This window comes from Paenibacillus sp. NEAU-GSW1 (assembly GCF_009737085.1).
Classification (GTDB): Bacteria; Bacillota; Bacilli; order Paenibacillales; family Paenibacillaceae; genus Pristimantibacillus.
Map to the genome: position 1 here is coordinate 119382 of NZ_WOVL01000013.1, position 15958 is coordinate 135339.

General features: G+C 49.8%; 20 protein-coding genes. 13 read left to right on the top strand and 7 right to left on the bottom strand.

The features are described 5' to 3' along the window. Positions 1 to 117 precede the first annotated feature (117 nt). Both GOM71_RS12330 and GOM71_RS12335 read left to right on the top strand, forming a co-directional pair. Positions 118 to 1902, top strand: coding sequence for an extracellular solute-binding protein (locus GOM71_RS12330; RefSeq protein WP_367649570.1), 1785 nt, complete (start codon positions 118 to 120; stop codon positions 1900 to 1902). 202 nt (positions 1903 to 2104) lie between these two features. Further along, positions 2105 to 3511: a response regulator transcription factor gene (locus GOM71_RS12335; protein ID WP_173275546.1), complete on the top strand. Its 1407-nt coding sequence runs from the start codon at positions 2105 to 2107 to the stop codon at positions 3509 to 3511. A 390-nt stretch (positions 3512 to 3901) separates the two neighbouring features. On the opposite strand, the gene GOM71_RS12340 is transcribed toward GOM71_RS12335, so the two are convergent. The 5 genes from GOM71_RS12340 to GOM71_RS12360 are packed head-to-tail and all read right to left on the bottom strand — an operon-like array spanning position 3902 to position 5713. Continuing rightward, positions 3902 to 4351, bottom strand: a complete 450-nt coding sequence (locus GOM71_RS12340; protein WP_156281463.1) for a spore germination protein GerPE — start codon at positions 4349 to 4351, stop codon at positions 3902 to 3904. 3 nt (positions 4352 to 4354) lie between these two features. After that, positions 4355 to 4585: a hypothetical protein gene (locus tag GOM71_RS12345; protein WP_156281465.1), complete on the bottom strand. Its 231-nt coding sequence runs from the start codon at positions 4583 to 4585 to the stop codon at positions 4355 to 4357. A 41-nt stretch (positions 4586 to 4626) separates the two neighbouring features. Continuing rightward, entirely contained in the window at positions 4627 to 5256 is a 630-nt protein-coding gene (gerPC, locus tag GOM71_RS12350) for a spore germination protein GerPC (RefSeq protein WP_156281467.1), read from the bottom strand. Positions 5257 to 5273: 17 nt separating this feature from the next. Continuing rightward, entirely contained in the window at positions 5274 to 5477 is a 204-nt protein-coding gene (locus GOM71_RS12355) for a spore germination protein GerPB (protein WP_156281469.1), read from the bottom strand. Then, positions 5474 to 5713: a spore germination protein gene (locus GOM71_RS12360; RefSeq protein WP_156281471.1), complete on the bottom strand. Its 240-nt coding sequence runs from the start codon at positions 5711 to 5713 to the stop codon at positions 5474 to 5476. The genes GOM71_RS12355 and GOM71_RS12360 overlap by 4 nt, the downstream gene beginning before the upstream one ends. Before the next feature lie 167 nt (positions 5714 to 5880). Between GOM71_RS12360 and GOM71_RS12365 the strand changes: the two genes are divergently transcribed. From GOM71_RS12365 to mntR, 11 genes are all read left to right on the top strand, one after another. Then, positions 5881 to 6309, top strand: coding sequence for an Hsp20/alpha crystallin family protein (locus GOM71_RS12365; protein ID WP_156281473.1), 429 nt, complete (start codon positions 5881 to 5883; stop codon positions 6307 to 6309). A 136-nt stretch (positions 6310 to 6445) separates the two neighbouring features. Then, complete coding sequence (locus tag GOM71_RS12370; RefSeq protein ID WP_367649571.1) at positions 6446 to 6646, top strand: hypothetical protein; 201 nt, start codon at positions 6446 to 6448, stop codon at positions 6644 to 6646. A 12-nt stretch (positions 6647 to 6658) separates the two neighbouring features. Then, entirely contained in the window at positions 6659 to 6880 is a 222-nt protein-coding gene (locus tag GOM71_RS12375) for a hypothetical protein (RefSeq protein WP_156281475.1), read from the top strand. 87 nt (positions 6881 to 6967) lie between these two features. Beyond that, the gene (locus tag GOM71_RS12380) at positions 6968 to 7426 is read left to right on the top strand and encodes a Fur family transcriptional regulator (RefSeq protein ID WP_483311039.1); all 459 of its coding nucleotides are present in this window, start codon (positions 6968 to 6970) and stop codon (positions 7424 to 7426) included. Beyond that, positions 7426 to 7686 carry a membrane protein insertion efficiency factor YidD gene (gene yidD / locus GOM71_RS12385; protein WP_156281479.1) on the top strand — a complete coding sequence of 87 codons (261 nt, stop codon included), beginning with the start codon at positions 7426 to 7428 and terminating at the stop codon, positions 7684 to 7686. Before GOM71_RS12380 ends, yidD begins: the two co-directional genes overlap by 1 nt. A 375-nt stretch (positions 7687 to 8061) precedes the next feature. Then, entirely contained in the window at positions 8062 to 10065 is a 2004-nt protein-coding gene (metG, locus tag GOM71_RS12390; RefSeq protein ID WP_156281481.1) for a methionine--tRNA ligase, read from the top strand. Positions 10066 to 10412: 347 nt separating this feature from the next. Beyond that, positions 10413 to 11402, top strand: a complete 990-nt coding sequence (locus GOM71_RS12395) for a metal ABC transporter solute-binding protein, Zn/Mn family (RefSeq protein WP_156281558.1) — start codon at positions 10413 to 10415, stop codon at positions 11400 to 11402. A 91-nt stretch (positions 11403 to 11493) separates the two neighbouring features. After that, positions 11494 to 12327 carry a metal ABC transporter ATP-binding protein gene (locus GOM71_RS12400; protein WP_156281483.1) on the top strand — a complete coding sequence of 278 codons (834 nt, stop codon included), beginning with the start codon at positions 11494 to 11496 and terminating at the stop codon, positions 12325 to 12327. Further along, positions 12308 to 13117, top strand: coding sequence for a metal ABC transporter permease (locus GOM71_RS12405; protein WP_156281485.1), 810 nt, complete (start codon positions 12308 to 12310; stop codon positions 13115 to 13117). Before GOM71_RS12400 ends, GOM71_RS12405 begins: the two co-directional genes overlap by 20 nt. A gap of 65 nt (positions 13118 to 13182) precedes the next feature. Beyond that, complete coding sequence (locus tag GOM71_RS12410) at positions 13183 to 13899, top strand: cytochrome c biogenesis CcdA family protein (protein ID WP_367649572.1); 717 nt, start codon at positions 13183 to 13185, stop codon at positions 13897 to 13899. Positions 13900 to 13999: 100 nt separating this feature from the next. Then, on the top strand, positions 14000 to 14425 hold the full coding sequence (gene mntR / locus GOM71_RS12415; protein WP_156281487.1) for a transcriptional regulator MntR: 426 nt from the start codon (positions 14000 to 14002) through the stop codon (positions 14423 to 14425). 52 nt (positions 14426 to 14477) lie between these two features. Here the strand turns inward: mntR and GOM71_RS12420 are convergent, their stop codons facing one another. Next, complete coding sequence (locus GOM71_RS12420; RefSeq protein ID WP_156281489.1) at positions 14478 to 14780, bottom strand: hypothetical protein; 303 nt, start codon at positions 14778 to 14780, stop codon at positions 14478 to 14480. Between the two features lie 18 nt (positions 14781 to 14798). Further along, positions 14799 to 15788 carry a DUF1385 domain-containing protein gene (locus GOM71_RS12425; protein ID WP_156281491.1) on the bottom strand — a complete coding sequence of 330 codons (990 nt, stop codon included), beginning with the start codon at positions 15786 to 15788 and terminating at the stop codon, positions 14799 to 14801. Positions 15789 to 15958 lie beyond the last annotated feature (170 nt).

Below are 15958 nucleotides of genomic sequence, written 5' to 3' on the forward strand. Positions count from 1 at the left end.
GAGATGATTTGCTATAAGCAGGCAATTTGAAGGGAGGTGAAGGGAACCGAACGGAATTGCAGCTGGAACAGGCATAACACAACAAATCGTCCATTTATAAAAAGGGAGGCAAACCGCGTGACCTCAATTCGCAAAAGTATAATGATTGCATTATCGCTAATTATCGTCTTTACGATGGCAGCCGCGTGTTCGAAAAACAATAACGGAGGGAGCAACACGCCGTCGGAAAAACCGACTGCGTCGGATACGGCTTCGACGGAGCCGACAGAAGCGCCGCGCGAGGAAATTACACTTGACGTATTCTCGATGCTTTCGAACTTCTCCGGCGAGCAAACAGGCTGGTTCGCGAAAGTCATTAAAGACAAATTCAATATTAACTTGAACATTATCGCGTCCAACCTTGAAGGCGGCGGCGACGTGAAATTCGCTGCAATGATGGCTTCCGGCGACCTCGGCGACCTTGTCGTATTCGGCGATGACGGCCAAAAATATTTGGACGCCATTAAAGCCGGCATGATCGTTGACTGGACGAAAGACGGCTTGCTCGACAACTACGGTAAAAACATTTTGCAATATGCGCCTAAAGCAATCGAAAAAAATAAAGCCAACTTCGGCGGCGGCTCGAGCGTTTACGGCATCGGCTTCGATGTCGGCGAAGACAAACCGGGTCCGTCTGAAGCAAAAGAGCTGACGTACCATCCAAACCTTCGTTGGGACCTGTACGAAAAATTGGGACGTCCGACGATTACAAAAATGGAAGATTACCTGCCGGTTCTGAAGCAAATGCAAGAGCTGGAGCCTAAATCCGATTCCGGACGTCCGACTTACGCGTTCTCGATGTGGGCGGATTGGGACGGCAACATGATGATGAATACGAAAGCATGGGCTGGCTTGCACGGCTATGATGAAGGCGACGGCTTCAACCCTGGCGGCTTCTCGCTGATCTCCGCTGACACGGACGACGTACAAGGCGTCCTGGACGAAGACGGCTACTACCTGCGCGCTCTGAAATTGTACTTTGACGCGAATCAAATGGGCCTCGTTGACCCGGATTCACCTACGCAAAAATTCGACGACTTCATAAACAAAATGAAAGATGGCCAAATTCTCTTCACTTGGTTCCCATGGTCGGATGACAGCTTCGACACGCCAGAGCACAGAGAAGCAGGCAAAGGCTTCGCAATTGTTCCATTCGAAGAAGAGCGCACATTCTCGTACGGCTTCGACCCATACGGCGGCAACCGTGTATATGCAATCGGTTCGAAAGCGAAACATCCGGAGCGCGTAATGGAATTCCTCGACTGGCTGTACAGCCCGGAAGGTTTCATGATCGCGAACAACGGTCCTGAAGGTCTGGCTTGGGAGCTGAAAGACGGCAAACCGGCGTTGACGGAGTTCGGTCTCAAAGCAATGCCTGCAAACGAAGAAGCGGTACCTGCAGAGTTCGGCGGCGGCACTTGGAAAGACGGCCGTAACCAAATCAACAACACTACCTTCAAAACAACTACAGTCAATCCTTTGACTGGCGAACCGTATGACTATCAATTGTGGACGTCGACGCTCGAAAGAGAACCGACGAAAGTGGAAGAAAGCTGGAGAAGCGCAATGGGCGCTCTGACGGCGAAAGAATGGCTGGAGAAAAACAACAAGCTGGCTGTTATGAAGCCGCTCTTCACTGGTACTCCGCCAGAAGTTATCGCTCCTGAACTGGAGCAAAAGAAAGGTCAAGTCGCTCAAGTAATTCGTCAGTTCTCTTGGAAAATGGTATTCGCGAAAAACGAAGCCGAATTCGAGAAGCTGAAAAAAGAAATGATCGAAAAAGCAAAAGGCCTTGGCTATGACGAGGTTCTGGCTTGGAACATCGAGCAAAACAAAAAAGTGTTCGAATACCGTAAAAAGTAATATGGAAGTAAAATGCAGTTGTACAAAGCCCGCCTCGAGCGGGCTTTTGTATCCTGTCGGTATAGATGGATTCGACTATCGGTTGTATAATGAAAATTCCGACTGTAAGATAAATAATTATTAAATCTATTTGCCATCGTTTATTATGAAATCGCTATCAATGATATGAATATACATGAATGCTGACCGAAGGAGGATGGCCATGATTAAAGCGGTAGTAGTCGACGATGAAAGGCTCGTGCGTAAAGGATTTATCTCATTGATCGACTGGTCCTCATTCGGCATCGTTATCGTTGGGGATGCGGCAGACGGGAAGTCTGCGTTGGAGCTGCTTGAGCAAGCGGAGCCGGATTTGCTGTTTACCGACATTACGATGCCGGGTATGTCCGGATTTGATTTGATTAAACAAGTGAGAGTCCGCTTTCCCCGTATACGGTCCGTTGTACTAACCTGCCATCATGAATTTGATTACGTGCAAGAGGCGCTGCGCCTCGGAGCGATTGATTATATTGTGAAGACATTGCTGGAACCCGATACAGCAGATGAAGTGATCGGCAGAATCGTCGATCGGATCGGCTGGGAAGCCAATAGCAGAAGCGGTTTCGCGCAGGAAGAGCAGGAGGAGCGTGTGCCAACGAAAACGGCATTGCTGCTTTCTCCGGCTGTTCCGGATGCGAATGCAAACGAGCTGTTCCAATTGCAGGCTGTTCGCCGTAATTCGCTTGTCCAAACAGGCGATTTGTGGATGATTCCCCTTATCCATCCGACACCGGAACAGGAGCTTGTACGTGATTTAGGCATAACGTTGAACAAACGATGGCATTTCGCAATGGTTACTGACCTGGCTGATCAGCCGCTGGAGGAAGTAAAAGGCGTCTTTAGCGATAAGCTGGCGAATGAATTGTTCTATATGCCATGTTCCGATCGATTGCTTCAACTGTCGTATACAGAGCTGCGGCTTCGTCCCGACGTCAGACAGATGCCAATCGACGAGCTGCAAACTGAAGGCTTCGATTTGAAATGGACGCTCAGTGTGCCGGATTTTGAAGCCTTTATACGCAAGGTTGAGCAAGGCCGTCCGGAGGCGAAGCACTTGGTCGGCTTTGGCGAAGCCATTTGCCGCATATGGAGCGGATTGTTGATGAAGCCGCCTGAGGCGGAGCTGCTTTCCGCCGAAATAGCGGCAAACCGTTCATGGAAGGATTGGAAAATATGGCTAAGGCGTTTCTCCGATCATGCACAGCGTCGGATGTTTGAGCTTTCCTTCTCCAAAGAAGTGATGTATTGCTTAATACGCGCAGTAAGGTATATGCGAAATCAATCGAACGGCAAACTGACGCAAACCGATGTCGCCGACTATGTCAAAATGAGCCGCAGTTACTTCAGTCAATGCTTCTCCCGATTTGCGGGCGAACCTTTCGGCGTGATGCTGCGCGCCATGCGTATCGAAAAAGCGAAAACGCTTCTTGCTGAGACCGATACGCCGGTTTACGAAATTGCCTTTATTGTCGGATTCGAGGATGAGAAATATTTCAGCAAGCTGTTTCGCGATATTGTCGGTGTGCTGCCTACTGAATTTCGATCCAATGCTTTCGCGGCAAAAGCTTGAACCAATAGAAGCGTCGGCTTCGCCGGCTATTTGATAAAAAAGGCTGACCTTATTAAAAGGCCAGCCTTTTTCATTCCTATTTGGCTGCACTGGCTGCCGCTTCTAAGCATTAGCAGAAGCAAGAGCGCAGAATGATAACAAGCAAGATGAAAAGAACGAGAACAACGCCTGTACTCGTCCAGAGACCGCCTACATTACCGCAACCAACGTTAGCGCCTGCTACAGGGTATCCCACAGTTCATACCTCCTAAAATTATTGAGAGTGTGAAGCTCAAGCTCACATAAACAATGTATGAAGGAGGCGCGCATTTGACTTGGACGTTTGTACGGGTATATTCGCATTTCAACAAATGCCCATCCTGAATTGCGTTAAAATGCGGTTTGCGCAGCTTAGCATATGCCGGGCGTCATTTTCGTTTTTTTATACTGGCGGATATGCTTGATTCGGGACACCGCCATAGTGCGCATGGCGTTGCCTGCTTGCAAGCTTGCGCTTGAGCCGACAGCCGTTATGATGATACAGCCGACGCTTATTCGCGGCGTACTGTTGCTTCTTGCAATCGATACCGATTCGTAAGTGTCGAATGCGGGATCCTGCAGCACAGGCAACGGCCGGCTGAAAATCGAATACGATTCAAAGTAAACTTGACCGGCCGTCGCATGGCTTTCTTCACGCTGCACGGCAAGGGCAGTAAGCGTCGGCGTATATTCGCCCCGATCGCCAAACTGGATAATCGCTGCCGAAGAGACGCTTACTATGTTAACAAACCCGATTTCGGCTGTGCGCACCGGAAAGTCCCGATCCAAAACCGTTTCCTGCGAATCGCATTTCGGTTGCATGACTTAATCGACATCCTCTTCTTCCAATGATTCGCCGAGCGCTTCGCCTGCGCCCTCCGGCGCCGGAAATGGAGCAAGCGGCCCGACGATAAGCGATTCCGGAGGCGTATCGAACATCGAATAGAGCGTCACAAAGTTCGTATCGCCTATTTGCAGAGAAGCGGCGCTAGAGACGCCTAGCAGTTCAATTGAGCCTACAGTTAAAGCATGATTATGGACTGTGAAATGAATCATTTGAAAAGTCCTCCTAAATTAACCGTATAGGAATGAGATCGCTATGAATTTTGAAGCTGCCGCAAATATTGCAGCATAGCGGCGTCGGCGTCTTTGGCTGTTTTGGCAAACAGAACGGTTTTCATATCCTCTTCGGTCAGATCCGAGAAATCGCTTTTGGTTTTTTCCATATAGTATTGAATCCGCGTCGGAAGCTGCTTGCGGATGTCGTTTATGATCATCCGCCGATGGTAAGGATCAAGCGGGAGCCCGACTTCCTTTTCGTATTGCATCAGCTTTTGCGGCGCGTCGGCCTCCAGGTAACGATCCAGCTTTGCGCGAACCTCGGCGAATGGAGCATCCGGCGGCGTTATGCTGGAATCTGCTTTCGGATAGGCATTCACATTCGGTACGGCCAACTGCTCGATGTCATCGTGAAGCGAGTTGTCTCCTGGCGGCGTCATGCCGATATTTAGCGTGCCCTCCAGCTTTTCCACCTTTAATTGATCGAAATGATATTGCAAATTTTCGATGTTATATGTCGGCTTGTTTTCCAGTTGTTTCAGCTGCTCGCACACTGCGGCCAGCCGTTGCTCAAGCGACAGTATTTGCGCTTCTTGCCGCTGAAGCTTTAGCTGTACCTCATGCGACCATGCTTGCCATGGGGAGAAGCCGTTCGGCTGCTGCTGCATGAACGATAACCTCCTGTTTACGAAGGAATTGGCAAGGGAACGAGAGAAAGCGGGTCTTCCTCGCCAAGCTGAGCGGCGGGGCCAGTAAACCCGCCTGTATTGTATAGCTGCGATAAAGAACGGATCGAGCCTGCGCTTCCGACTTGCAGTACGGAGCTGTTCGAGACGCTATCGACGCGCAGCTGCCCTATCGTAATGGTCTGATGAACCGTCCAGTTCATATGAGGTTCACTCCGTTGCCGATTTCATTTTGCGTTGCGTCCTGCACGTCAGGGTCCAGCGTATTTGTCGCACTGACGGCATTATTCGAGTTGGCGAGACTGCCGGTTAGGAAAGAGCCTGATCCGGCGTAAGTTTTAGAAATGCTGGAAGGCGACAACTGCACGGAATCGCCAAACTGCACGATGGAGCTGGAACCGATACTGACGAATTTTACAAATCCGACTACTGCTGGCATGCGGGATCACCTCTTGGACTTTTCGAGAAAATTGTTTTGCATTTATCGTACATCGTATGCGGCATTCGCCCAGAGGTTCCGCTGACATTTCACTGCTCTCGAGCCGTCTCGGCTGGATGTAGCGTCTGCGCCTAGAGCGGCATATGCTACAACGGGAGGTGCGGGCTATGGCTTCAAAATGGGATGATTTGGAGCGATGGATGGAAGGTCAGAAGCTGCCGAAAGGGTTCGAAGTATTGAAGGAGCCGGATTGGGTCGAGCAATTTGTTCGCAAAATGATGACAAAAGCGCTGCCCGAAGCTGCTCAAGCGATGAACGGGATCGCGGAGGAAGCGACCACCTTTGAAACGCATCATTTTATACTTGTCAAATTTCCATTGCCGGCAGGCACGAAACGAGACGATTTGAAATTGTTCGTTCGGGAGGATCGGATCAAGGTGGAAGGCTTGCCGGACAACAGGACGGAGACGATTAAGCTGCCAAGGCCGGTAAAGCCGCGCATATGCAGGGCACTCGTCAAAAACGGAATTTTGCAGGTGAAGCTGCGCAAGCGGCCAGGCACACGCACCTATTATGAAACGACCATTCGCTGGTAGCGGGCTCGGTAAGCCGGCAGAAGGCAATGGTCGTTTTTGTCACGAAATCGACCGGGTTTACAGCTGGATTATAGCCGCTCTATCCCTTATAATGCTATATAGCAAGCGGAACGGAAAATTAAGGAGAGTGTAAGTCGTGTCATTGGTCGATGTCAGCAGCGTCTCGGCGGTACTATTCATACTCGGAGTCGTTTTTTTATTGCTCATTTTCGGATTGTTAAGCTTCGGGATTTTGAGAATGTTTCAGCAGCGCTTTAAAGCGGGCTGGATCAGCTTTGGCGGCGCAATTGTCAGCTTTATCGTGTTTATGCTTATATTAAACAAGTGGTTCCTGTAGGAGGACTTACATATGCAGTGGACTGCAATCTGGTTTTTAATCAATATATTATTTGTCGTTTCGATTATCGTATTTTTGTTTTTGCAGCGTTCGGTTAAGGAACAGTCGGCGGGAGCCGATCAAGACAAGCTGCAGCGCGCCAAGCGGGGACGCAATGCGACAGCGGCCATTTCGGTTTTGCTCTTTCTCGCAATGTGCGCCAGCTTTTTGATCAATATGCGCTTGAACGGCTAGATTAAACAACAAATATGCAACAGTGGCAGAGAAAGGGCTCTCATTGACGAGAGTCTTTTTTTTCGGCATTATGGAAGTAGAAGATTGATGAACCGGAGGTTTCATACCTTGCATACTTATGAGGAAATCGTTCAGAAGATGGCAAGCCAGGGCTTGCGAATAACCGATCAACGTAAAACGCTGGCGAAGCTGTTCGCTGAATCGCCGGGCTATTTGGCGCCAAAAGCCGTTTATGAATATATGGGGAAATCGTATGCCGGTCTGAGCTTTGATACGGTATACCGCAATTTGCGCGTCATGGAAGAGCTTGGCGTGCTGGAGCAAGTCGTTTTCGAGGAAGGCGTGAAGTTCAAGCTGCATTGCCGCGAGCATGATCACCATCACCATCTCATTTGCTTGCAATGCGGGAAAACCTATCCGATTACCTATTGTCCGATGGAGCAGACGAGCGCACCCGATGATTTCAAAATCGTCAAGCATAAGTTTGAGGTGTTCGGCTACTGCAAAGATTGCCAATCCGAAGAAACAACCGGCGGAGAAGGCTAATGGGCGGAAGGGGTACCGCAAAGATTGTATTGCAAGGTCCAATCCATTTTTATCGAAAAGTCATTTCGCCGCTAAAGCCGCCTTCGTGCCGGTTTTACCCGACGTGTTCGGCGTATGCGCTGGAAGCGATCGAGAAGCATGGAGCAGCCAGAGGCGCTTGGCTTGCTGCGAAACGAATTGCGCGTTGCCATCCGTTCCATCCGGGCGGTTTTGATCCCGTTCCGCCTGCTCAGGAAGTGTCGGAAGAGGCGGATTGTTGACAGAGGGGCGCCGTTTTGAGTATATTTTGAATATAGTGCATATATGCTTCCAATGAACGGATAAGTACGATGAATGCGAAACGCCGTCCTATGACAGAGAGCCGGGCAAAGCGGTGCAAGCCGGTATGGGACAACATCGGAATATGGTCCTGGAGGAACTGCTTTCGAGCCAGCAATGGTAAGGGAGCGGCGCAAAGCCGGCGTTATCGGCTTGCCGTCAATAAAGACGGCCACGAAGCGATCATGCCTGCTCGATTGATTGGAGCGGCAAGATCGGAATTTGGGTGGTACCGCGTGAGTGTCAACTCTCGTCCCATGATGGACGGGAGTTTTTTGCGTTTTCACAATTTAACAAGATTTTTAGGAGGAATTCAGATGACAGCAAACAAATCGTTCTATATTACGACGCCAATTTATTATCCGAGCGACAAGCTGCATATCGGACACGCATACACGACGGTAGCAGGCGATGCGATGGCTAGATATAAACGTCTGCGCGGCTACGAGGTTTGGTATTTGACCGGAACTGACGAACATGGGCAAAAAATTGAACGCAAGGCCGAGGAGAAAGGCAAGACGCCGCAGCAATTTGTGGACGATATCGTTGTCGGCATTAAAGAGCTGTGGACCAAGCTGGAAATATCGAATGATGATTTTATTCGTACGACAGAGCCCCGGCATAAAGCGGTTGTTGAACGCATTTTCGACCAATTGCTCAAGCAAGACGATATTTACAAAGGCGAATATGAGGGCTGGTATTGCACGCCTTGCGAATCGTTCTTTCTGGAACGGCAGCTTGTAGGCGGCAATTGTCCGGATTGCGGTCGCCCTGTGGAGCTTGTGAAGGAAGAGAGCTATTTTTTCCGGATGAGCAAATATGCGGATCGTCTGCTCAAGCTTTATGAGGAAAACCCGGGTTTCATTCAGCCGGAGTCCCGCAAGAATGAAATGATTAACAACTTTATTAAGCCGGGTTTGGAAGATTTGGCTGTATCGCGCACGACCTTCGAGTGGGGCGTTAAAGTGCCTGGCGATCCGAAGCATGTCATTTATGTATGGATCGACGCGCTTTCCAATTATATTACGGCGCTTGGCTACGGTCTTGACGGCGAGGAAGGCGCCAAATTCGAAAAGTTCTGGCCTGCTGACGTACATCTCGTCGGCAAGGAGATCGTTCGTTTCCATACGATTTACTGGCCGATCATGCTGATGGCGCTTGGCTTGCCGGTGCCGAAAAAGGTGTTTGCGCACGGCTGGCTGCTCATGAAAGACGGCAAAATGTCCAAATCAAAGGGCAATGTCGTTGACCCTGTTACGCTCATCGACCGTTACGGCCTTGATGCGGTGCGCTACTACTTGCTGCGCGAAGTGCCGTTCGGAGCGGACGGCACGTTTACGCCGGAAAACTTTGTCGATCGGATCAATTTCGATCTGGCAAACGACCTTGGCAATTTGCTGAACCGTACCGTTGCGATGATCGACAAATATTTCGAGGGCAGCATTCCGGCATTTGCCGGCAAGGTGACGGCATTCGACGAGCATTTGCAGCAGCTTTCCGTGCAAACGATCGATCAAGTTGAGACGGCTATGGAAAACATGGAGTTTTCGGTGGCGCTCGCTGCGATCTGGCAGTTTGTGAGCCGCACGAACAAATATATCGACGAAACTCAGCCTTGGGCGCTTGCGAAAGACGAGAGCAAACGCGATGAGCTGGCGTCGGTCATGCATCATTTGGCCGAGTCGCTGCGCATCGCATCGATTTTGCTGCAGCCGTTCTTGACGCATGCGCCGCGCGAGCTGTGGAAGCAGCTTGGCATTGAAGAAGGCGAGCTGACCGCTTGGGATAGCGCTAAGCAGTTCGGCGAGCTGCCTGGCGGCACGCGTGTAAGCAAAGGCGCGCCGATCTTCCCTCGCTTGGAAGCGGCGGAAGAAGTCGCCTACATTGCCGCGGCTATGGGAGGCGGCGCTGCTGCTGCCGCACAGCCGGAAGCGCAGGCAGCGCCGGAAGCGGGTGCTGCTGCTTCGGCCGCTGAACCGGTTGCGGCTGAGCCGAAGGAGGAAATCAACATTGAAGACTTCGGCAAGGTTGAGCTGCGCGTTGCGCAAGTCATCGCGGCCGAGCCGGTGAAAAAAGCGGATAAGCTGCTTAAGCTGCAGCTTGATCTTGGCTATGAGCAGCGCCAGGTCGTTTCGGGCATTGCGAAGTTTTATACGCCGGAGCAGATGGTTGGCCGCAAAGTCATTTGCGTGACGAACCTGAAGCCGGTCAAACTGCGCGGCGAACTGTCGCAAGGCATGATTCTAGCCGCGTCGCATGGCGACCAGTTGACGCTGGCAACCGTCCCGGACGAAATGCCGAACGGTGCAATCGTGAAATAATGAACGGAATGAAAACCGCCGAATTTTAATTTTTTCGGCGGTTTTTTGTTGCTCGGGAGGCGAATCCAAGGTACAAATGTACCTTAGCGCGTGTTGAATCAGCTGCTGATGGTGGTCTAAGGTACAACTGTACCTAAGACTGGCCAATCCAGCTGTCGCGCACGCGCAGGAGGCGGATCCGAAGTACAAATATACCTTCCGCTGCGATGCATAGCTTGGAGCCAACAATTGAGAGAATAATGGTGTTGACAGTCAGAACTCTCCTTCGTATAATTTAAATCGTAATAGTAACGATTACTAACAAGCACATAGGAATGGAGACTTGCGATATGAATACTTTTATACGAATGAGACGATTGAGCGCATTTGCGCTATTGATTATTTTAGCGGCAACGGCAGCGGCGTGCGGCAGCAACTCCAGTAAGCTTGTCGAGAATAAGACAAATGTGGTTACCAGCTTTTATCCGCTTTATTATTTGGCATCGGAAATCGGCGGCGATTATACAAATGTCATTAATTTAATTCCAACCGGCGTTGAGCCGCATGACTGGACGCCGAAGAGCAAAGATCTCGATATCGCATCGAAAGCGCAATTATTTTTATACAATGGCGCCGGATTGGAAGGCTGGACGGAAGATTTCTTGGAAGGCTTGTCGAAGGACAGCAAGCTGATAACGGCGGAAATGAGCAAAGGCATTACGCTTATCCAAGGCAACCCAGAGAGCGAAGAAGAGCACGATGCGCACGAAGGCCATGAAGATAGCGAGGCTCATGACGAGCATAATGCTGACAGTGACGGTGATGAGCATGCTCTTGATGTCGATCCGCATGTGTGGGTTAGCCCGAAATCGATGCTCATCATGGCGGAAAACGTGAAAAGCAGCCTTGTTCAAGTCGATCCGTCCCACAAGGACAATTATGAAAACAACTACGAGGCGCTTCGAGACAAGCTGGAAGCTCTGGATGCGAAGTATACCGAAGCATTGTCGAATACGGCTAGAAAAGATATCGTCGTATCACACCAAGCGTTTGGTTACTTAGCGAGAGATTACGGACTGAAGCAAACAGCGGTCATGGGCTTGTCGCCTGACGCGGAGCCAAGAGCGCAGGACTTGCTGCGAATTGCAAAGTTCGTCAAAGAGAATGATATTCCATATATCTTTTTTGAAGAACTGGTTTCTCCGGAACTGGCGAATACGCTGGCTAGCGAGGCGGATGTCGAGACGCTGGTGCTTAACCCGGTGGAAGGTCTGACGCCTGAGCAAGAAAAAAACGGAGACAACCTTATTACAGTGATGGAAGCCAATTTGCAAAATTTGCTTAAGGCTTTACAATAGGGAGATAGGACGAACTCGGACCGAGGGCCGGGTTTCTCTTTTTGTCTATAGATAAGTTTTCCGTTTACGTTTGGGAAAGAAGAGGTGCAAGATGCTAACGAAACATGTACAAACGGGCGGCGCCGAGGCGGCTGCTTGTCATCAAGATATAATTACGCTCGAGAAAGTAACCTTCTCCTACCAGCAGCAGCGTGTCATTACCGATCTCGATTTTTCCGTAAAAGAACGTGATTTCATCGGGCTGATCGGTTCGAACGGCGCTGGGAAAACGACGCTGCTTCGAATGATTGTAGGTCTGCTCAAGCCAGAGAGCGGCGTTATTCGCCTGTTCGGCGAGCCGGTGTCGCAATTCAAGGCCTGGGAGCGTATCGGTTATGTGCCGCAAAAAAATTCCTTTAATCCGTTGTTCCCCGCTACCGTAAAGGAAGTAGTTTTATCCGGCCTGTACGGGCGCAGTAAAATTTTCCGCCGCATAACAAAAAGCGATCAAATCAAATGCGAAGATGCGCTTCATGCGATGAACATTGAAGATTTGGCGGCAAAACGAATCGGACAGCTTTCGGGCGGCCAGCAGCAGCGCGTGTTTCTTGCAAGAGCGCTCATTAATAATCCATCCCTGCTTATCCTTGATGAACCGACGGTCGGTATCGATATTGAAACGCAGGAAGGTTTCTTCCATATGATCAAGCATATGCATCAGCATCATAACATTACGTTTTTAATGGTGTCGCATGATATGGAAATGATTCGTTCCTACTTGGGTGAACAACCGGCGGCGGAGAGCGGCAAATTGAAATTTTACAAGAAGCATTCCCATGATTTGCAAAATTGTGTCGTAAATGATTTGACGCATAGCCTTAAAGGTTTGCGTCAGCAAATGGAGAGCAGGAAAGAGGTTGTTGCAGTTGGAGATCATCACTACTGAATTTTTTCAGCGCGCGCTGCTAGGAGGCATGATTATCGGGATAACAGCCCCGTTGATCGGCATTTTTCTGGTGCTGCGGCGGCTGTCTATGATTGGCGATACGCTGTCGCATGTGTCGATCGCGGGCGTTGCGCTTGGCTTTCTCATTGGCGTTTATCCGGTAGCAATCGGGTTGCTGTTTGCTATCGCCGCATCATTTGCGATCGAGAAGCTGCGCAAGGCTTATAAGACGTATGCCGAGCTGTCGATTGCGATTATAATGTCGGGCGGCGTAGCGCTCGCGTCAATCCTTTTTACTGTGGGAAAAGGCTTTAATATTAATGTAAACGGCTATCTGTTCGGCAGTATCCTTACGCTTGGTTCAGCCGACTTGATTACGATCGCCGTTGTAACGGTTGTTGTTCTCGTTGCAGTGTGGACACAGCTGAAAGAGCTGTTTTTGCTGACGTTTGACGAGGATGCGGCTGCTGTCAGCGGCTTGCCCGTCCGATTCTATAATGTTATGATTAGTGTGCTTACCGCACTTGTAATAAGCGCATCTATAAAAATTGTCGGCGCACTGCTCGTATCGGCTTTGCTTACGATCCCAGCGGCATGCAGCCTGATCATTGCCCGGAGCTTTCGCCAAAGCATCATTACGGTCGTCGTTATCGGCGAGCTTGCCGTTGTTGCCGGTTTATTGATTGCCGGAGTGTGGAACCTTGCGCCAGGCGGAACGATTGTATTGCTGCTCATCGTGATATTGCTCGCGCTCATGCTGTTGAAACGCGGAATGCGGACGGGCAATTAAATAAGAGGCATTGTTTGCGGTGCGACAATAGACAGTGCCATACCATGCAATAGAGGTGTGTTTCAGTGACAGACATTAACATTTGGCTGGCGTTCGGCGCCGGCTTTGCTTCATTTATTTCACCCTGCTGCCTGCCATTATATCCGTCCTATTTATCTTACATAACCGGTATTTCCGTAAGCGATTTAAGACAGAATCAACATTCGGGCAAAATGAGGCTTCGTACGATGACTCATACGCTTTTTTTTATTCTCGGCTTTTGCACCGTTTATTACACGCTGGGCTACGGCTCAAACGTGTTCGCCGAGTTTTTCAGCGAGTATGCGGCCATCATTCGCCAGCTTTCCGCTATTTTGATCGTGCTGATGGGGCTTTTCCTCGTTGGCATTTTTCAGCCGCAAGTGCTGATGAAGGAACGTCGTTTTCGAATCGATCCGACGAAGAAATCGGGCTTTATCGGCTCGTTTATTTTTGGCATCGGCTTCTCGGCAGGCTGGACGCCTTGCATCGGTCCTGCGCTCACAGCGATTCTTGCGCTTGCAGCATCCGAGCCGGGCACATGGTTCCAACTGACGACCGCTTACGCGCTAGGCTTCGCTATCCCGTTCTTTGCGCTCGCCTTTTTCCTCGGTTCGGCTCGTTGGCTGCTCAAATATTCGTCGCTCGTCATGAAGATCGGCGGAGGCATTATGATTCTGATGGGCGTTTTACTGTTCACCGACCGTATGACAGCCATTACGATCTGGCTTAATCAGATTACGCCGGAGTGGCTGAAATTTTAATTCGGCTTTTGAAGTTGCAGTGCCGTTCGAATACAGTGTATGATACTAGAAGCAACGCCGAGGAGACAAGGTGTAAGAAGCTTAGTTAGGGGGTTCTTCATTGCCGACTCCGAGCATGGAAGACTATTTGGAACGAATTTATAAGCTCATTGATGAGAAGGGATACGCTCGCGTATCGGATATTGCGGAAGGATTGGAAGTGCATCCGTCTTCCGTTACGAAGATGATTCAGAAGCTGGATAAAGACAATTATTTGATCTATGAGAAATACCGCGGGCTTGTTCTTACGAATAAGGGAAAGAAGATGGGGAAAAGGCTTGTCGACCGCCATCAACTGCTCGAATCGTTTCTGACGCTGATCGGCGTGCAGGAAGAGAACATTTATCGCGATGTTGAAGGCATTGAGCATCACTTGAGCTGGGATTCAATTACGTGCATTGAGACGCTTGTGGAATATTTCCGCCGTGATTCCGTTCGCATGGACGAGTTAAGAAGCATCCGCGACGAATTGGATAATTCGGAATAGCCCATATGAGAAAGAAAAAAGCCTGCCGGCGCGGCAGGCTTTTTTGAATTGGTTAATGGTACTTCGGCGTATCGTCATCATCCTTGCCGCCGTCGATCACTCGAAAAGGAACGGTGCGCGACTTCGGCTTCTGACGAGGCTGCGTACGATTCTGTTTGACATAAGGCTGTTTTGAACGGGCATTCGATCCCCATTTGTTCGGCGGATATTTATAAAGCAGGAAGATCGCGCCTAAAACAATAAGGGGGATTAGAAACCCGCTCGGGTTTAACGAGAATCCGTAGAGCAGTCCGATGATGAACAAGACGATGACAACTACGGTTGAAGCATTCCATCCTCGCGGCCATTTGCCCATTATGCCCACCCACCTAAATTAAGATTTACTGAGCTGCTGATCCAATTCGCGCATCCGGTTAAAGGAAGCGATCGATACAGCGACTTGATCGTCTTTCGGTTCTTTCGTTGTAAGCAGCTGAAGCCACAAGCCCGGGTAGCCGAGATAACGAAGCACCGGCACATCGCGAAGCGCATTCGTCCAGCGAAGCACCTCATATGAAAGGCCGAGAACAATCGGGAGAAGCAAAATGCGAATATAAACGCGTTCCCAAATCGTTTCCCAATCAAAAATCGGCAGCGAGTAAATAATGACGCCTACGATAACTGTGAAAATAATGAAGCTGCTGCCGCAGCGATAATGAAGCCTGCTGTGCTTTTGCACGTTGCTGACCGTCAGTTCGTCGCCGGCTTCATAAGCGGTAATCACTTTGTGCTCCGCCCCGTGATATTGAAACAGCCGTTTAATGATTGGCGTCATCGACATGAAATAGAGATAAGCCAGAAGGAGAATAATTTTAATAAGTCCCTCTAAAAGGTTATGCCCGACTTTATTCTCAAATACATGCTCGAACAGCACACTTTCAATCGCGGCGGGAGCTGCGGTGAAAATTAATTTGCCGAAAATAAACGACAGAACCCCGGCAACCGCAACGCCGAATATCATGCTCAAGCTCCATCCGGACTTTTCCTTCTTTGTTTCTTCAGCAATCGCAGCTGCTTCTTTCGGATTTTTAGCGGCCTCCTCGGCTGCTTCATCTTCCGCATACGTTTCCATAGAGAAGTTCAAATGCTGCGAGCCTTTGGCACTGGACTCAATAATGCCGACAACACCGCGCACCAACGGAATCTTCTTTAGCTTTTGAACCCAATTGATCGTCGTTCTGGGCACTTCAAGATAAACGATTTCGTCGTTTTTACGTCTTACCGCTGTTACATTTACATGCTTTCCAGCAAACATGACGCCTTCAATTACCGCTTGTCCGCCATAAATGCTTTTGGAGTTTTGAGACAAGAGACCCGTCACCATCCTTAAGTTGCTTGCGCCGTCCTGGCAAACGCCGAACGCCGCTGTCTATGCTTTGTTTCTATTGTACTTGATATATGGTGTAAAAGCCACTGGACGCAGCGACGCGAAAGATAGCGGCAGCGTGAAACGAAGATTCCAGATATGGCGGTTAGGTGAGTCTGGTTTTTCGC